We start from the raw sequence: 16,774 nt of genomic DNA, 5'->3' as shown, positions 1-16,774 counted from the left end.
CTGGCCCGTCGGCTCAGAGGATGGCGCCGCCCAGGCTGCTGCTCGCATGGCCACTGACCAGCCAGGCTTGCCAGCGCTTTCGTTCCCACTTCCCCAGACCGTTGCGCTCGAGCGGCGGGCAGGCGATCCAGCGCTGGGGGCGCTGCGCCGCTGGCAGCTGCCGGGCGATCTCGGCGAAGGAAGGCCCCAGGCTGGTTTCTGGACGGCCGACGATGTCCTCGGTTCTGTAGAGGGCCACAAGCCGCTGCCCCCAGAGGGGGTCGGCCACCGGCAGCAGCAGCAGCTCGGCGATGGGCAGGCCGGCCTGGCGGGCCCGCTGCTTCAGCGTTTCCTCCACCCGTTCAGGAAACACCGTTTCAGCGCCACTGAGGATCGCCCCATCGAGCCGGCCGTGCACCCCCAGCCCCGTGCCATCGAGCCAGCCGGCATCCCCGCTGCGCCACCAGCCCTCTGGGCCAGCGAAGGGCTGCAGGGCGGGTGCCCCGGGGCTCAGCGGACCCGCCCGCAACCAGCCTGGGCTCAGCCGGGAGGTGCGCACTTCGATGGCGCCACTTCCGTTGACGCCTTCACCGCCACCGCTGCAGAGGCGCAGCTCCACATCCGCCAGGGCCGCTCCGCAACCCGTCTCGCCGGCCAGGAAGGCCTGGGGTGGCTGGGCCGCCACCATCGCCGCCGTTTCGGTGGCTCCGTAGCAAGGTGAGAGGCGCAGGCCGGCCTGGCGGGCCGCCGCCGCCAGGGCCGGCGCCAGGCTGGCTCCGCCCACCCAGATCACGGCAAAGCCCCGCAGCCAGCTCAGCCCGGCCGGATCGGCCATCAGGCGATGCAGTTGGGTGGGCACCAGGGAGATCAGGGCCTGCCGCTCTGTCGGCAGGGGATCGAGGGCCAGCAGGGCCGCCGTCTGCCGCATCACCGCTGGGGCTAGCCAGCGCAGCGGTACGCCCCAATGGCGGCTACGCAACAACGGCAGCAGACCACTGACGTGATGCAGTGGCAATGGGTTGACCACGACCGTGCCGGCCGGATCGATCCCCTGACGCCGCAGCCATTCCCCAGTGGCGGCGGCCGATTGGCGCAGATGGCTGAGCGGTTGCAGGCACCAGCGCCGGCCGCCGCTGCTGCCGCCGCTGCCGATCACCACCGCCGGCCCCCAGTACCGCAGCGGTTCGCCGGCCCGATCGAGCAGCTGCCGCAGCTCGGCCCGCTCCTCGGGCGCCGCCAGACCCACCACCTCGCCGGCGGCCCAGAGACGCTCCAGGGCGACGGCCGCGGCGGCCGGGTCGTCGGCCCAGTCCTCAGCTGCGTCATCGGCATTGCCCCCAGACAGGTCATTCCGGACCCCCCTGCCGGCCAGGCCCGCTGCCCACACCTGCTGGGGATCGCCGCTGAACAGGGCCCCCGCCGGCCTCCAGCCGGGGGCCAGGCCGGGCGCGGTGGGGGTGGGGCCTCGTTGCTGCAGGGCGGCCAGGTGGTTGAGCCAGCGCCGGCCGATGCCGGTTTCGAATGCGGTGCTGAGCATCAGCCTGGGGCTGCAGGCCTGGAGCTGGGCCAGCAGGGGCCTGGGATCGCCCTCCAGGGCCGGACGCCGCACCTGCCAGCCGCTCCAGTTCCGGTAGAGCGAGGGGCAGTGGCGCAGCGATTCATCCAGCGCCACCGGCAGCTGGGCCGCCAGCTCCTGGTGCCCTGCGGCGTCGGCGGGCTCCAGCGGTTGCTCCAGCCATTCCAGCCGAGGTTCGCCCGCCAGGATCCGGGCCCACTGGTCTGCCGTCGGCCGATCCCAACCGCCGTTGGCATCCAGTCGCAGCTTGGCGCTGGCCGGTAACCGTTGCAGCAGGGTGGCCAACACCTGCCGCTCGACGGCATCAGCGGCGGCCGCCACCTTCCATTTCAGCGTCAGCGGCGGGGTGCTCGTTGCCACTGCTTCTGCCTGTTCACCGGCTGCTCCACCAATCAGCGCCTCCAGGGCCTCGATGGCCGCTTCTCCCGCCGGCAGCAGCACGGCGGAGCGCGGAGCCGGGAGCCAGCCACCTTCGCTGCCACTCTGGCCGCCGCCCCTGCACGCCCCCACCTGCCCATCGATTTCGGCGAGGGCGGCGCCGATCGCGAAGCCCAGCGCTGCCGGCAAACCCGTTAGCGCGGCCTCCAGCCGCTGGCGCTGCTGGCGCTCCCCCAGGGCTGAGATCGCCGCCTCCAGCTGGGCCAGGGCCCTGGCCTGGGCCGCAGGATCGGCCTCCAGCGGCGAGGCCTCCCCCCAACCGATCCGTCCGGCCACGGGCAGCTCCTCGGCCTCCAGCCGCAGCAACCAGCCACGCTTGTGGGTGTAGCTCCCATTCGCCGTGATCAGGGGCCGGGGCAGCTGAAAGCGGAACGGCCGCCACTGCAGCTTCATCGCTGGTTCCGCTTCATCGGCCCTGGAACCAGCTGGTGTTCACGGCGCCCAGCCACGGCCCCACAGCCAGGCCACAGGCCAGGCCCAGCCCGTTGAAGGCCTGGAACTTCAGGGCCAGAAACTTGCTACCGCTGATGCGCTCCGGGCTGGCGTGGTGGTCTCCCAGCAGCTGGATCAAACGTAGACCTGGCGGCAGGCCGATCACGCCGAGCAGGGCAGTGAGCGGCCAGCGGCCCGCCAGCACCGGCGCCCACTGGAGCGCCAGGGTCAGGGCGATGAACCAGGGCACCAGGCCGGCGGCTGCGGCCGTGCCGAGCCGGACCACGGGTGAGCGCTTGCCATGGGCCGCGTCTTCATCCACCTGGTGGAAATGGGAGCAATAGAGCACCAGGCTGGTGGCGATCGCTGGCCCTCCGCCCAGGGCGATCGCTGACCGCCAGGGCACCACCAGGCCAGAAAAGGGGCTGGCTTCGCCCGTCACCGGGGCGAGCGCCAACAGGGCGGCGGCGGTGGCCAGCGGACCGAAGGCCAGCCAGCAGAGCGGTTCCCCCAGACCCCGATAGCTCAGCCGCAGCGGTGGACCCTGGTAGGCGTAACCGATGCCGCAGCAGGCCAGCACCAGGACCAGCACCGCCGGACTGCTGCGGGCGGCCACCAGGGCGATCAGCCCCAACCCCAGCAGCAGGCAGCCGTTGGCCAGCAGCGCCACCCGGTCACGGCGGCCGGTGAGGTTCACCACGGAGTGGGGCTTGCCCTGGCGGTCGACGCCGGTGTCGGCATCAAACACGTCATTGGCCAGGTTTTCCCAGGCCAGCAGCAGCACGGCCGCCAGCAAGAACCCGAGAAGCTGGCCCCAGCGCGGTGGCTGACCCTGGGCCAGCCACCAGCCGGCCGCCAGCAGTGCCGGCATCACCGCCACCGAATACATCGGCCACTTGATCGCCGCCTTCCAGAGCTGGCGGCGGCCGCCAGCGGCGGCGTAACGGCTTGCGACGACCTGGGGGCCTGACATGGGCGGGGCCGACGCTGACGGGAAGGGGGCCCATACATTTGAGCAGCCCCCACCCCCCGGACCTCGCAACCGGCATGGTTCCCTACTCCTTCAGCGAGCTTCTGGCCGCTGCCGCCGAGGGGGGCCGGCAGCTGGAGGAGGAAGGCGTGCTGAGCCTGGCGCTGCCGCTGGCCGTGCCTGCCCAGGGGGCTGGCCCCGATCCACTGGCCCTGTTGAGCGCGCTGGGGACTGGCCATCGCTTTCGTTTCCTCTGGGATGGGGCTCCTGGCCTCTGCCTGGCCGCCTGTGGCAGCGCCAACAGCCTGGAGCTGAGCGGTCCGCGGCGCTTTGAGCTGGCCCAGCGCTTCAGCACCATCTGCCTCAGCCGGCTGGTGACGGTGCCGCAGGTCTGTTTGCCCATGGCTCGGCCGCGGGTGCTGTTGGCGTTCTCCTTCTTCGACAGCCCGTTGCAGGAGGGCACGGGGGTGGCTGGGGTGCAGGCGGTGCTGCCGCGCTGGCAGTTGAGCCGCCAGGGCCTTCACTGCTGGCTGCGGCTGCAGCGCCCGCTGGGGGGCGGCGTCACGGCCCGCAGCGTGGCCGAAGAACTCTGGGAGGAGGCCCGTCGCCTGGAGCGCCTGCCCGATCCCAGCGAGGCCGGAGCCCGCTGGGAGCGCAGCCCCGACATCGCCCAGCGCTCCAGCTGGGAGACGGGCTACCGCCTGGCGGTTCAGCGCGCCCTCGCCTTAGTGGAGAGCGGCGAGCTGCGCAAGTTGGTGGTGGCCGTGCGCCAGCAGCTGCAACTCGATCGTCCGCTCGACCCGCTGGTGCTGCTCCAGCAGCTGCGGCGGCACCAGCCGGGTAGTTGTCGCTTTCTCTGGCAGCAAAGCCCCGGTGATGCCCTGATCGGTGCCTCGCCCGAGCGACTGCTGGCGGTACGTCGGGGCCAGCTGCGCAGCGACGCCCTGGCCGGCACCGCTCCCTGGGGCCCGCTCGCCGACCAGCTCAGCCGCTCCGGTAAGGATCGTCATGAGCACGCGCTGGTGGTGGAAGCGATCACCGACGTGCTGGCCGTTGCCGGATTGTCTCCCCGCTGGCCCCGCCAGCCGCGGCTGGTCCGCCATGGTCAGTTGGTGCACCTGCAGACACCGATCACCGCCGCGATCGGCGCCCATCAGCCCCTTTCAATCGCCGCAGCCCTCCATCCCACTCCCGCCGTGGCAGGGCTGCCACGGCGGGAGGCGATGGCCTGGCTGCGCAGCCTGGAGGTGTTCGAGCGGGGCCATTACGCCGCACCGATCGGCTGGATCGACAATGCCGGCGATGCGGAACTGCGGGTGGCGATCCGCAGCGGCCGCTTGCGCGGTGATCAATTGGAACTGACCGCCGGCGCTGGCCTGGTGAAAGGCTCGGAGCCGGAGCGGGAACTGCAGGAGGTGGCCCTGAAGCTGGGGGTGCTGCAGCAGCAACTCAGCCTGCCACTCACCCCTTCAACAAACGCTCCATGGTGAGGTCGGCCACGGGCACAGCCCCGAGCCGTTCGATCTCGCGGATGCCGGTGGGGCTGGTGACGTTGATCTCACTGAGCCGCTCGCCGATCACATCAATGCCAACGAAAAACAGACCGTCGGCCTGAAGGGCGGGGGCCAGCTCTGCGCAGATCGCCCGTTCAGCGGTGGTGAGCGTGGTGGCTTCGGGCTCGCCGCCCACGGCCAGGTTGCTGCGGAACTCGCCGGGCAGGGGCCGGCGGTTGATCGCGCCCAGCGGCTCACCGTTCACCAACAGAATGCGCTTGTCGCCGGCGGTCACCGCCGGCAGGAAGGCCTGCACCATCACCGGCAGCGTCTGCTGCTGGGTGACCAGCTCCAGCAGCGCCCGCAGACCGGGCGCTGCTGCGGCACAGCGCACCACCCCCTGGCCTGCCCGCCCACCCAGCGGTTTGAGCACCACCTCCTGGTGTTCGGCGGCGAAGCCAGCCAGCCGCTCCACGTTGGCGCTCACCAGCGAGGGCGCCATCAGCTCACTGAAACGCAGCGAACCCAGCTTCTCGTTCCAGGCCAGCAGGGCCGCCGGCCGGTTGAGCACCCGCACCCCCTGCTGTTCGGCCAGCTGCAGCAGCAGCGTCGCGTAGAGGTACACCTCGTCGACGGGCGGATCCTTACGCATCCACACCACCGGGAAGTGGCTGAGCGGCAGCCAGCGCGGTTCACCGGCCGTGAACCAGGGATCGGGCACCTGCCAGCCGCTCCTGTGGGTGCTGTTGGGGCGGATGTCGGCGAGGCTGAGCGGCTGGGCGCGCACCATCGGTGTGCAGCCGCCAGTGGCCGCTTCGCTGCGTTGCCCCTCCACCGCCAGATCGGCCGTGCGGCAGGCCCACACCGCCTGGCCGGCCCGCTGGGCCGCCTGCATCAGGGCGACGCTGGAATCCTTGGCCGGGCGCAGGCGCTCCAGCGGATCGACGACGAACAGTTGGGGCTCACCGCCCCCCATGGCGCTGGCCGTCACCCTCAGCTCCCTTGTAGGAGCGGATCAAGCCGGCCGGCCCGCTCCAGGGCGTGGAGTTCATCGCAGCCGCCGATGCCCTGGTCATCGATGAAGATCTGGGGCAGGCTTTTGCGCCCCTCGGCCCGTTCCGCCATGGCGGAACGGGCCGCGTTGTCGCCGTCGATGGCGAACTCCTGGTAAGGCACGCCTTTGCGATCGAGCAGGGCCTTGGCGCGGATGCAGAAGGGGCAGAACCGCCAGGTGTAGATCTCGACGTTGGCGGCCATCGCTGGGCGGGGAAGGAAAGGGGATCCTAGAAGTCTTGCTCCGTACGCCCCTGTGCTGGTGGATTCGGCACACCGCAGTGTTGGTGGCCCTGCTGATACGGTCAATTTCAGTCTCTAGCTTCCACCCGGTGCTCGATCTCACCGATTTCAAACGCGATCTCTCCGAGCTCACTGACCGCCTGGGCCATGCCCAGGACTGTCTTTGACGTACCGGCACTGAACGCACGCCAGCAGGACCTGGAGCAGCTCGCCTCCCAGCCCGACTTCTGGGACGACCAGCAGCAGGCCCAGAAGCAGATGCGCCAGCTCGATGAGGTGAAGGCGCAGCTGGAGCAGCTGAAGCAGTGGCGAACGTCTGTGGATGACGGCCGCGCCACCCTGGAGCTCTACGACCTCGAACCCGACGAGGAGCTGCTGGCCGAAGCCAATGGCGGCCTGCAAACCCTCAAGGCCGAGCTGGATCGCTGGGAGCTGGAGCGGTTGCTCTCCGGCATCTACGACAAGGAAGGTGCTGTGATTTCGATCAACGCCGGCGCTGGCGGCACCGACGCCCAGGACTGGGCGTTGATGCTGATGCGCATGTACACCCGCTGGGGCGAAGACCACGGCATGAAGGTGTCGGTGAATGAGCTCTCGGAAGGGGAAGAGGCCGGCATCAAGAGCTGCACGATCGAGATCGATGGCCGCTATGCCTACGGCTATCTGCGCAACGAAAAGGGCACCCACCGGCTGGTGCGGATCTCACCGTTCAACGCCAACGACAAACGCCAGACCAGCTTTGCCGGCGTCGAGGTGATGCCGAAGCTGGAGGAGGGCGTCAAGCTCGACATCCCCGACAAGGACCTGGAGGTCACCACCTCCCGCTCCGGCGGTGCCGGAGGCCAGAACGTCAACAAGGTGGAGACGGCGGTGCGCATCCTGCACGTGCCCACCGGCCTGGCGGTGCGCTGCACCCAGGAGCGCTCCCAGCTGCAGAACAAGGAGAAGGCGATGGCGCTGCTGATGGCCAAGCTGCTGGTGATCGCCCAGGAGCAGCGGGCCTCGGAGATCGCCGACATTCGCGGCGACATCGTCGAGGCGGCCTGGGGCAACCAGATCCGCAACTATGTGTTTCACCCGTATCAGATGGTCAAGGATTTGCGTACGGCCGTGGAAACCACCGATGTGCAGGGGGTGATGGATGGCGATCTCGACCCGTTCATCCAATCGTTGTTGCGCCAGGGTGTGGAGATCGCCGCCGATGTGGCCGCTTGAGCCCTGCCGATCCCCCGAAAACTGACCAATGACTGACAGCAGCAGCCCCATGGATCAAGGCCTCTCTGAACCAGGCCTCACTGAGCCAGGCCTCATTGACCAAAACCCAGTAGATCCAGCCCCTCTGGAGCCGCCGGCCCCCACCAGCCCGCCACCCAGCTTCGTGAAGCTGGCGATGCGCAACATGGTCAGGAAGGGGCGCCAGAGCCTGGTCCACTTCGGGCTCACCGCGGTGGGCTTCAGCGCGCTGCTGTTCCTGCTGGCCTGGTTCGGTCGGCCCAGCCTTCCCCAATGAGCCTGACGCTCGATCTGGCCTTCAGCCTCGATCCGGCCCTGCCTGCCGATCTGCTTCGGGCGGCTGGCCCCTATGGCGATCCGAACGCCGCTGAAGAGCACTGGCAGGGTCTACTGGGCGGCTGGCTGGTCCAGCTGGCGGCCGAGCTGCCGCCGGGCCTCAGTGCCCAGGCCTACAGCCTCGGGCTCAGCCTCTGTGGCGACGCCGAGATCGCTGAGCTCAATGCCAGTTGGCGGCAGGTGGAAGGCCCCACCGATGTGCTGGCCTTTGCCGCCCAGGACGCCGACCTTGATGCGGCCCCGACCCCCCCACAGCCTGCCGAGATGGAGCTTGAACCGCTTGAACTCGGTGACATCGTGATTTCCCTGGAGACGGCCGCTCGTCAGGCCACAGCGGCGGGCGAGGGCCTGGAGCGGGAGCTTCCCTGGCTGGCAAGCCATGGCCTGCTGCACCTGCTGGGCTGGGATCACCCGACGGAGGCCCGCCTGCAGGCGATGCTTGCCCGCCAGGACCAGCTGCTCGGCTGTGCGGACTGAGCGACCAAATGTGGCGTGAACAAAAATCGACGGTAGGGTGCGATGCAGGCCGGAAACAGGGCCCCATGACAACACTTTTCCCCGCCAATCCAGCCCCTTTGGCCAACGAGATCCGTCCACGGGGACGGGGCCGGCGGACGGGTCCCTGGCGTGTGGCCGGTGACCTGCCCCTGAGCCTGCGCTACGCCGCCCAGGGGCTGGCCCATGGTTTTCTGACCCAGCGCAATTTCCGCATCCATGTGGTGGTGGGGGCGTTCACCTTCGGCCTGGGCCTCTGGCTGCAGTTGAGCCCGGACCGATTGGCCGTACTGGTGCTCACGGTCACGGCGGTGCTGGTGCTGGAGCTGATCAACACGGCGATCGAGTCGGTGGTGGATCTGGCCATCGGCCGCCGCTTCCATCCCCTGGCCCGGATCGCCAAGGATTGCGCCGCAGCGGCGGTGCTGGTGGCCGCCGTGGCCTCGCTGTTGATTGCCCTGTTGCTGCTGCTGCCGCCGCTGCTGGTCGTGCTTGGTCTTTGATGGGGGGCCTGGCCCCGGATCGGGCCCTCTGGCCCCGGATGAATGCTTCTCGTTCTCGACAACTACGACAGCTTCACGTTCAACCTGGTGCAATACCTCGGTGAACTGGCCGCTGATCACCCCCTGGCCGCCGAGGTGCGGGTGGTGCGCAACGACGCACTCTCCTTGGATGGCATCCGCGCCCTTGCCCCCGAAGCGATCCTGATCTCGCCGGGTCCGGGCGATCCGAACCAGGCCGGCATCTGCTTGGAGGTGTTGAAGGAACTGGGCCCCACCCTGCCGATCCTCGGCGTGTGCCTCGGCCATCAATGCCTGGCCCAGGTGTTTGGTGGCCGGGTGGTGCGGGCGGCGGAGTTGATGCACGGCAAGACCTCGCCGGTGCTGCATGGCGGCGAAGGGGTGTTCGAGGGGCTGCCCAGCCCGCTCACCGCCACCCGCTACCACAGCCTGATCGCCGAGCGCGACAGCCTGCCGCCTTGCCTGGAGATCACGGCCTGGCTCGAGGACGGCACGATCATGGGCCTGCAGCACCGCCAGCATCGCCACCTGCAGGGCGTGCAGTTCCACCCGGAGAGTGTGCTCACCCAGGACGGCCATCGCCTGCTGGCCAATTTCCTGCGCCAGGCCGCCGGAGCCGTCACCGGAACGCTGCGCTGAGATCCCTGGATCGGCGCTGCTAGGTTCGCGCCACTCCAGGCGCCGCCAGGGCGCACCCTGCCATGGCCAGCGCCACCAAGCTTTCGGCCAGCCTGGCCACCTCCTCAGCGGCCCTGCTGCTGGGTCTCGGCCTTGTCAGCCCTGCGGCCAGCCAGGCCAGTGGCGTGACGATCACCAGCTATGGCCACACCGCCCTGCTGATCCAGGGTGGCGGTGCCCGGGTGCTGCTCAATCCCTTCAAGGCGGTGGGTTGCGCCGCCGGGCTGGCCGAGCCGCGGGTGAGCGCCGATGTGATCCTGGCCAGCAGCCGCCTGCTCGATGAAGGGGCGCCGGTGGCCTCCGGGCCCCTGCTGGTCAACCCGGGCTCATACCGGATGGCCGGGCTTCAGCTGGAAGGGGTGTCCATTCCCCACGACCGTCTCGGCGGCCGCCGCTTCGGCATGGCCACGATCTGGCGCTGGAAGCAAGGCGGCCTGGAGTTCACCCATTTGGGCGGCACCGCCGCCGGCCTGCGGCCGGAAGACCGGGTGTTGCTGGGTCGCCCTGATGTGCTCGTGATCGGTGTGGGCGGCGGCGCCAAGGTGTACACCGGTGCCGAAGCGGCCGAAGTGGTGCGGGAGCTGCAGCCCCGCCGGGTGATCCCGGTGCAATACGTGAGCGGCACAACCCCGGCCCAATGCGATCAGGGCGGCCTGCAACCTTTCCTCGATGCGATGGCCGGCACCCCCGTGCAACGGGTGGGCCGCAGCTTCAGCCTCTCGGCAACGTTGAGCGACAACACTGAGATCAAGGTGATGCGCTGATCACGTCAAGGGCTCGGGCCCTGGGGTTGGTGCCATGGGCTTACGCCTTGGGCTGGTTTCGTTAGTGGTGCTGCTGAGCGTTGGGTGCGCGAGTCCTCAACAGCATCGGCGCCCTGTTCCACAAGGGCATACGCAAGCATCAGGTCGGCATTCGGCCTATCTGGTGACCCATGGCTTGCACACCGGAATCGTTGTTCCAAGCGAGCAACTGCAAGATCTGCTGCCGGGATTGGCCGAGCGATTTCCTGCCGGCCGCTATCTCGAGGTGGGCTGGGGGGACAATGATTTCTATCAAGCTGGAGAAAAAAGGACGGACCACACGCTGAAGGCGTTGTTCTGGCCCACCGACTCCGTCGTGCATGTGGTGTCTGTTCCCAGCTCGCCCTACCGGTCGTTCCCTGATCGCGTTGTACGGCGCCTGTGCCTGAGTGAGGAACAGATCAGATCATTGAGCCAATTTCTGGCGGATAGTTTTCTCAGGGATGCAAAGGGAGGCCTGTTGCCGACGCCAACAGGCAGGCAAGGCGTGAACCAGTTCTACGAAGCTACGGGCTCCTATCACCTGTTCAGCACCTGCAACCAGTGGACGGCCAGGGGTTTGAGAAGCGCGGGCTTTGCCATCAATCCGGCCTTCAAACTGACGAATGGAAGCTTGATTGGCTTCATCGATTCAGTGGGTGCAGGCGAGGAAGGGTGTCGCTGGCCTGGGTAGCGCCAGGGCATGGAAGCCCTGGCTTCAGGATTCAGGCCTGGTCCTGTTGCTGGTTCGCCGCACCGTCGGTAGGCGATCCATTGATGTCGTCCATGAACCCTTTGACCTTCTCCGATAGTTGACTCAAGAGGTGGTCTGATTCCTCAACAAGCTGGTTCCATTGATCACTGGAGGCTTCTTGAACATTGAGGAGTTTGCTGTGAACAAAGCTGCGGGCTTCTTGAAGTGTGTCCAGTTGTTGGTCGATCTTCTCAAGTACCGCTTGCTTGGCCGAGGCGCTTTGATAGCTGGCTTTCGCCTTGAGTTTCTCCAGTTCAGCTGTCCACTCATCAAGGCGGGCCTGCTGCTGCTCGAAGTAGGCCTGGCGCTCCTTGTCACTGAGAACTTGCTTGGCGTTGGTCATCAGGGTGTTGTCTTTGGTCATCGTCATAGGTGGTCTCGATAGAGTTGATAGGGGACGGAACCAAGATCACTGCATCTGCCCCGGCGTGATGGCTGGGCAAGAAAGGGATCGCCAAACGTGTCTGCGTCTTTCGCGAAGCTCGCGAAAGACGTCGCTTAAGCCGAAGCTTTGAAAATAGAGCCCTCGTAAGCAGAGAGCCCGCCAGAAGTGTCTTCGCCGGCAATCTCTCACTAGGCAGTGCCTAGGCGGACAGCTCGGGAAAATGCTCAAACAATCGTTTGAACGACCAATCGCATGATGCGCTGATCTTGATCCGATTGCTCTACCGTAACCGATAGGCAGATTGCGGTCAAGCGATAGATGCCAGGCTGGGCAGGGCTGATTGCTTCGATTCACCGCTGAGATGATCGGCAGCGCAAGCGATCTCGCCGGTTAAGCAGACAGGGCCTGATCATTGATCAGTTTTCTTGACTGCTTGGCTTGCCGATGAAAGTTTTTGAGCCCTTTTTTCTGCTGATTCAAGCAGAATCGAACAGCTTTATCCTTTCTTTATAGCAACATCAGACTGCAGGCTGAGGATGTTGAGCCTGTTCATGAGTGATCCTAATGACTCATGCCTCTTGAGGTTGAATTCTGTTGTGCCTTCATTTGTCTCCTTCGGTCAATCGTGATAGTGATGAAGGAGTCCACAATATTTTTTATGACGAACACATTGATTGCCCCCACAACGCAAACGGCAAACAGCCACGGCAAGAACGTTGCTGGCTTGAAGCAGGTGCTGGCTGACACTTACGTGCTCTACAGCAAAACCCATGGCTTTCACTGGAATGTGACGGGTCCCATGTTCACGTCCCTGCATGCTCTGTTCATGGAGCAATACACCGAACTGTTCGAAGCCATCGATGAGCTGGCTGAGCGCATCCGTGTGCTCAGGGTCGAAGCACCCTATGGAGCGGCGGCCCTTTCCAGGCTCTCCTCTCTCTGTGATGCCAGTGGCAGTCCTGATGCAATGGCCATGGTGAGGGAGCTTGAGGCTGATCACCGCCATCTCGCGGCCCATTGCCAAAAGGCGCTGGCTCAGGCTCAAGAGACCGGCGATGAAGGCAGCGCCGACTTGCTGACGCAGCGGCTGCGCACGCACCAAAAGACAGCCTGGAAGCTGGCGAGCCTTCTGCAGTAAGGCGCCAAGAGCTCACAAAAAGCCGCTGAAGCCAAGCGATCACAATCCTTTATCTGGAGAAATTATGTTAACCACTCCCAGTATCAGCGTCGGCTCAACAGAGCAACCTACATTGTTTGTATTGGCGAAGTCTCGCTGAATCATGTCCATGCTTCAACAGAAACAGGGGATCAGTTCGTCGGATCCTTCCCCGGTGGACAGCCCTTCAATGTGGCTTGCAGTGCCGCCTTGCTTGGGGTTCCCGTGGGCTTCTTGGGGCGCTTCAGTGAGGATGCCATCGGCCGTCAACTGGGCTCCTTGCTGACAAGTCTGAATATTGCCCCTGTGGCTCTCCAGTTCGATTCAGACCGACCCACCCGTACGGCAGAAGTCTTTCTCAACCGAAATGGGGGTCATGAGCGAACCAATTTTCTCGGCAGTCAGGACGTCGGTTTTGCCGATCAAGCCCTGGTTCCAGAAACCCTGGCCGAATCGATCATGCCTTACCTGGATGAGGCCCGCTGGTTGCTCGTTGCCACTAATTCGCTGAAGGAGCTCTCCAACTACATGGCGATCAGCCTGTTGCTCAAGCGTGCGCGGGCACAAGGAGTTTGCGTTGCCCTTGATGTGGCCTGGCAACCGTCGTTCTGGGGCCTGCCTCCAGGCTCAGCGCCGAGTGCGGACGTGTTGCAGCGTTTCAAACTTCTATCTGAAGCGGCCAGTCTGATCCACTGCACCAAAGAAGAAGCCGATCATTTCTTTGGTACCACCGACGCGACAGCGATTCATGGGCAATTGGCGAATCGCCCCTCCGTGCTGATTCCCGGCCCCACCGGCACGATCCAGTGGTGTCTGGGTGGTCATCGTGGTCTTTTAGCGCTCAACAGCCAAGACGATGGGGGAAGCTGTAGCCAAAACTTCCTGGCCGCTGTCCTCGATGGTCTCTGCAGCCAACCTGAACTGGTTGGCAAGTCGGCCGCTGGCTCCCGAGGCCTTGCCAGTGCGGCGCAAGTGGAAGAGCTGCTGAGATTTGCCTCTGCGTACGCGATTAGCAGCCATCCGCTCTCCAGCAACCGGCGTCTCTAACGAGGCTGTCACGGTTGCGCCAGCCTCACCATCACGCCAGTCTTGTATGAACCAAGCCATCGTTTCAGCGAATGAACCTATATCTGTCGATCTGAAGGCAGGGAAAAGCTACCTGTATTGCACCTGTGGACGCTCAAGCGAGCAACCGTTCTGCGATGGCTCCCATGAAGGCAGTCGTTTTACCCCCCTGTCTTTCACGCCCGAATCAGGGGGCGAGTCCGCACTTTGCCGCTGTAAGCAGACGGATCATCCTCCCTATTGCGATGGCAGCCACGCCCAGGTTTCTGACGAGCAGGTCGGGCAGGCCCTGTCCCATTCGGACTCGGGCTCGGATTCCGATTCCGATGCAAAAAAGGATTCAGTTTCGGAGCAGCCTGATCAGGCTCAGATGCCGGAACCCCATTCCACTGCTGTGGAACCATATGTCCGCTTCATTCATGAATTGGCTGAGCATGGCCTCGATCAGGTGGGGAGTCATGGGCCAGTCGAGGCGATGGGAGTGCCCCGCAGCCAACTTCCGAGTTGGGATCACATCCAGATCCTGGTGGCCCAGCTCGCTCGAACACCTTTGCAGGATGACGCATCGGTGGGAACGGAACTGGTGCTTGGTCCGCAGGCCGCCAAGCCCCTGTCGTTACGGATACCCCTGTTCGTTTCAGACATGAGCTTTGGAGCGCTCTCCATGGAGGCGAAAGTTTCCCTGGCACGAGGTGCCGAAAAAGCCGAAACAGGCATTTGCTCCGGGGAAGGAGGAATGCTGCCCGAGGAACAGGCGGAGTCCACGCGTTATTTCTATGAATACGCCTCAGGGCGATTCGGCTACAGGCCGGAGTTGCTTGAGCACGTACAGGCCTTCCACTTCAAGTGCGGCCAAGCGGCGAAGACCGGAACCGGAGGTTATCTGCCACGCAGCAAGATGACAGACCGTATCGCCGAATTGCGTGGCGTCGCTGAGGGCCAAGCGGCGATTTCTCCACCGACCTTCAAGGATCTGATCACGGTGGATGACTTCCGGCGATTCTCAGATCAGGTGAGGGAGATCAGCGGAGGGATTCCCATTGGCTTCAAGATGAGTGCTCAGCAGATCGAAGCCGATCTGGATTTTGCGCTGAAGGCTGGGGCTGATTACATCATTCTCGATGGACGCGGTGGTGGCACAGGAGGTGCTCCCTTGCTGTTTCGTGATCACATCTCGGTGCCGACGATCCCCGCATTGGCGCGGGCGCGGCGCCATCTTGATCGCCGGGGGGCCAGCGGTCGTGTCACCTTGATCATCACGGGCGGCCTAAGAACTCCCGCCGACTTCATCAAGGCCATGGCCCTTGGAGCCGATGGGATTGCCTTGGCCAACGCCGCGATCCAAGCGATTGGCTGCGTTGGGGCCCGGATCTGCCATACGAACAACTGTCCCGCCGGCATCGCCACCCAGAACCCCGATCTGCGCCGCAAGCTGAACATTGACCATGCCGCTGATCGTTTGGCGCGCTTTCTGCAAGCCTCGGTCGATCTGATGCAGGTGATGGCCCGTGCCTGTGGCCACACCACACTCAGCGGTTTTGCTGCTCACGATCTCACCAGCTGGCATCGAGATCTGGCCGACCTCGCCGGCATTGCTTGGTGCGGGGCGGAGGGCTAAGACCGTTGATTTCTGACCTTCGAGAGCCAGGCTTTCTGGGTTCGCAGGCCAGGATGGTGAATCCAAAGGTTGGGCAATTCTGTGGCCTGTAACATGAAACTAAAAGTCGAAGTAATCTCGCTGATGATCTCCCAATTGTAAAGGCACTCTAGCGATAAGGTGTTTGCAATTCTAATGTCTCTCAGTAAAAATAATGGGTTCAACGATGCTGCTCCAAACAGTCAAAACGCCAGGTCTATCACACCTTTCCTATGTCCTTGGTTCAGCTGGTAAGGCGGCGGTTGTTGATCCACGTAGGGATTGTGAAGTTTATATTGAAGTAGCTCGTGCTTCAGGGCTTGAAATTGTGTATATATTTGAAACACATCGGAATGAAGACCTCGTATCTGGTGCGCCAATTCTCGCCGCGATGACGGGTGCCCGGGTCTTGCATGGTCCCAATCCAGCAGGAGAGGTGGTTTATGCCGATTATGTGCAAGATGGTGAACGCTTCGAACTCGGACAGCTGCTCATTGAAGTACTGGAAACACCAGGTCATACCGACGACCATATTGCCTATGTCCTTTATGACACCGAGTATCCAGATGGGGCCGTGGGCGTGTTTACTGGTGATGCACTGTTTGTCGGTGATGTTGGGCGCACCGATTTTTATCCCGACCGCAAAGAGGAAGTAGCTGGTCTTCTATTCGATTCCCTTCGTAAAATTGCTTTGCTTGGTGATCAGGCAATCATCTATCCCGCCCACGGCTCAGGCTCCGTTTGTGGCTCAAGCATGGCAGCTCGTGAATTCTCCAGCATTGGTCACGAACGTCGCAATAATCCCCGTTTGCAGATTGACAGCAGAGGCGAGTTTATTCGTGTGAAAGTAGCAGAAAATCATTATCAACCACCTTATTTTAGGCTGATGGAGCGCCTTAATCTCGAAGGTGGAACGGCTGTCCCTCGTGTCTCGTGTCCGCGCATCCTCTCGCTTAACGAGTTAAACGATTGCAAGGCTGACCATCTCGTCGATGTGCGTGAGCCAATGGCTTATGCGGCCGGTCACTTACAGGGAGCCATGAGCCTTCCAGTCAATATGATTTCGGCCTTCGCTGGTTGGTTCATCAGTGAAGGCCAGAGAATTGTGCTCATTGCGTCAGATGAGAGCGAATTGAAGTCAGCTAGTGAGCAACTGCTGCGTATCTCTCTCGACAATATCATTGGAGGTTATGTCGGTGTTGTTTCTGCAGCGGCGAGCGGTGAAGAGATGCTGTCAATTCCCATGATAGGAACCCACGAAATTGAGCGGCGCCTAAAAGACGTTCCAAGTGGTTGGATCCTGCTTGATGTGCGTGATCAGGACGAACGTACTTTGGCGGCTATTGAGGGATCTTGGCATATCTATGTTGGGCATCTCAACGAACAGTGGAAAGATCTAGATAAGGACATGAGTTATACGCTCATGTGTGCCAGCGGTTCGCGTGCGACGGTGGCAGCTGGATGGCTTGCGAGCAGAGGCTTCAAGCAACTCGATGTTTATCTTGGTTCGATGGGTGCTTGGGGCTCTGTTCGACGACACTCTGGTTGA

Annotated in this window: 17 protein-coding genes; 12 read left to right on the top strand and 5 right to left on the bottom strand. The window is 64.0% G+C overall.

Going from position 1 to position 16,774, the window contains the following annotated elements; all coding sequences use genetic code 11:
- Positions 1–13 precede the first annotated feature (13 nt).
- Together ACXMDM_RS03345 and menA are read right to left on the bottom strand one after the other, a co-directional pair.
- On the bottom strand, positions 14–2,386 hold the full coding sequence (locus ACXMDM_RS03345) for an enolase C-terminal domain-like protein (protein ID WP_499570082.1): 2,373 nt from the start codon (positions 2,384–2,386) through the stop codon (positions 14–16).
- Between the two features lie 13 nt (positions 2,387–2,399).
- Positions 2,400–3,398 (bottom strand): 2-carboxy-1,4-naphthoquinone phytyltransferase, encoded by a 999-nt coding sequence (menA, locus tag ACXMDM_RS03340; RefSeq protein WP_071800594.1) that lies wholly within the window; start codon positions 3,396–3,398, stop codon positions 2,400–2,402.
- Positions 3,399–3,472: 74 nt separating this feature from the next.
- On the opposite strand from menA, the gene ACXMDM_RS03335 reads away from it, so the two are divergent.
- Positions 3,473–4,885, top strand: a complete 1,413-nt coding sequence (locus ACXMDM_RS03335) for an isochorismate synthase (RefSeq protein WP_071800593.1) — start codon at positions 3,473–3,475, stop codon at positions 4,883–4,885.
- Here ACXMDM_RS03335 and gshB read toward each other — a convergent pair.
- Entirely contained in the window at positions 4,857–5,864 is a 1,008-nt protein-coding gene (gene gshB, locus ACXMDM_RS03330) for a glutathione synthase (RefSeq protein WP_071802048.1), read from the bottom strand. The two genes, ACXMDM_RS03335 and gshB, sit on opposite strands and share 29 nt — an antisense overlap.
- 17 nt (positions 5,865–5,881) lie before the next feature.
- The gene (gene grxC, locus ACXMDM_RS03325; protein WP_071800592.1) at positions 5,882–6,145 is read right to left on the bottom strand and encodes a glutaredoxin 3; all 264 of its coding nucleotides are present in this window, start codon (positions 6,143–6,145) and stop codon (positions 5,882–5,884) included.
- A gap of 128 nt (positions 6,146–6,273) precedes the next feature.
- On the opposite strand from grxC, the gene prfB reads away from it, so the two are divergent.
- From prfB to ACXMDM_RS03290, 7 genes are all read left to right on the top strand, one after another.
- Positions 6,274–7,399 (top strand): peptide chain release factor 2 gene (gene prfB / locus ACXMDM_RS03320; RefSeq protein ID WP_120352767.1). Its coding sequence is split into 2 segments (ribosomal slippage): positions 6,274–6,348 and positions 6,350–7,399, totalling 1,125 coding nucleotides; the frame shifts between segments, so codons are not numbered across the junction.
- A 124-nt stretch (positions 7,400–7,523) separates the two neighbouring features.
- Positions 7,524–7,694: a DUF3285 domain-containing protein gene (locus ACXMDM_RS03315; protein ID WP_233831286.1), complete on the top strand. Its 171-nt coding sequence runs from the start codon at positions 7,524–7,526 to the stop codon at positions 7,692–7,694.
- A complete protein-coding gene (gene ybeY / locus ACXMDM_RS03310) occupies positions 7,691–8,230 on the top strand; it encodes an rRNA maturation RNase YbeY (RefSeq protein ID WP_071800590.1) in 540 nt (179 codons plus the stop codon). The genes ACXMDM_RS03315 and ybeY overlap by 4 nt, the downstream gene beginning before the upstream one ends.
- Positions 8,231–8,295: 65 nt before the next feature.
- The gene (locus ACXMDM_RS03305) at positions 8,296–8,751 is read left to right on the top strand and encodes a diacylglycerol kinase family protein (RefSeq protein ID WP_083544446.1); all 456 of its coding nucleotides are present in this window, start codon (positions 8,296–8,298) and stop codon (positions 8,749–8,751) included.
- A gap of 42 nt (positions 8,752–8,793) precedes the next feature.
- On the top strand, positions 8,794–9,408 hold the full coding sequence (locus ACXMDM_RS03300) for an anthranilate synthase component II (RefSeq protein ID WP_071800588.1): 615 nt from the start codon (positions 8,794–8,796) through the stop codon (positions 9,406–9,408).
- Positions 9,409–9,470: 62 nt separating this feature from the next.
- Positions 9,471–10,211 (top strand): MBL fold metallo-hydrolase, encoded by a 741-nt coding sequence (locus ACXMDM_RS03295; RefSeq protein WP_071800587.1) that lies wholly within the window; start codon positions 9,471–9,473, stop codon positions 10,209–10,211.
- 34 nt (positions 10,212–10,245) lie between these two features.
- The gene (locus tag ACXMDM_RS03290) at positions 10,246–10,923 is read left to right on the top strand and encodes a TIGR02117 family protein (RefSeq protein ID WP_071800586.1); all 678 of its coding nucleotides are present in this window, start codon (positions 10,246–10,248) and stop codon (positions 10,921–10,923) included.
- A 31-nt stretch (positions 10,924–10,954) separates the two neighbouring features.
- Here ACXMDM_RS03290 and ACXMDM_RS03285 read toward each other — a convergent pair whose 3' ends face one another.
- The gene (locus ACXMDM_RS03285; protein ID WP_145536849.1) at positions 10,955–11,353 is read right to left on the bottom strand and encodes a sll1863 family stress response protein; all 399 of its coding nucleotides are present in this window, start codon (positions 11,351–11,353) and stop codon (positions 10,955–10,957) included.
- A 586-nt stretch (positions 11,354–11,939) separates the two neighbouring features.
- On the opposite strand from ACXMDM_RS03285, the gene ACXMDM_RS03280 reads away from it, so the two are divergent.
- The 4 genes from ACXMDM_RS03280 to ACXMDM_RS03265 all read left to right on the top strand — a co-directional run bounded on the left by ACXMDM_RS03280 (position 11,940) and on the right by ACXMDM_RS03265 (position 16,774).
- A complete protein-coding gene (locus tag ACXMDM_RS03280; protein ID WP_255448121.1) occupies positions 11,940–12,506 on the top strand; it encodes a Dps family protein in 567 nt (188 codons plus the stop codon).
- A 51-nt stretch (positions 12,507–12,557) separates the two neighbouring features.
- On the top strand, positions 12,558–13,571 hold the full coding sequence (locus tag ACXMDM_RS03275; RefSeq protein ID WP_083544445.1) for a PfkB family carbohydrate kinase: 1,014 nt from the start codon (positions 12,558–12,560) through the stop codon (positions 13,569–13,571).
- Complete coding sequence (locus ACXMDM_RS03270; RefSeq protein WP_499570077.1) at positions 13,516–15,207, top strand: glutamate synthase-related protein; 1,692 nt, start codon at positions 13,516–13,518, stop codon at positions 15,205–15,207. The genes ACXMDM_RS03275 and ACXMDM_RS03270 overlap by 56 nt, the downstream gene beginning before the upstream one ends.
- 205 nt (positions 15,208–15,412) lie before the next feature.
- Positions 15,413–16,774 carry an MBL fold metallo-hydrolase gene (locus ACXMDM_RS03265; protein ID WP_071800582.1) on the top strand — a complete coding sequence of 454 codons (1,362 nt, stop codon included), beginning with the start codon at positions 15,413–15,415 and terminating at the stop codon, positions 16,772–16,774.

It is taken from the genome of Synechococcus sp. CS-603, from assembly GCF_977929215.1.
This window is presented reverse-complemented; position numbering and strand designations above follow the sequence as displayed.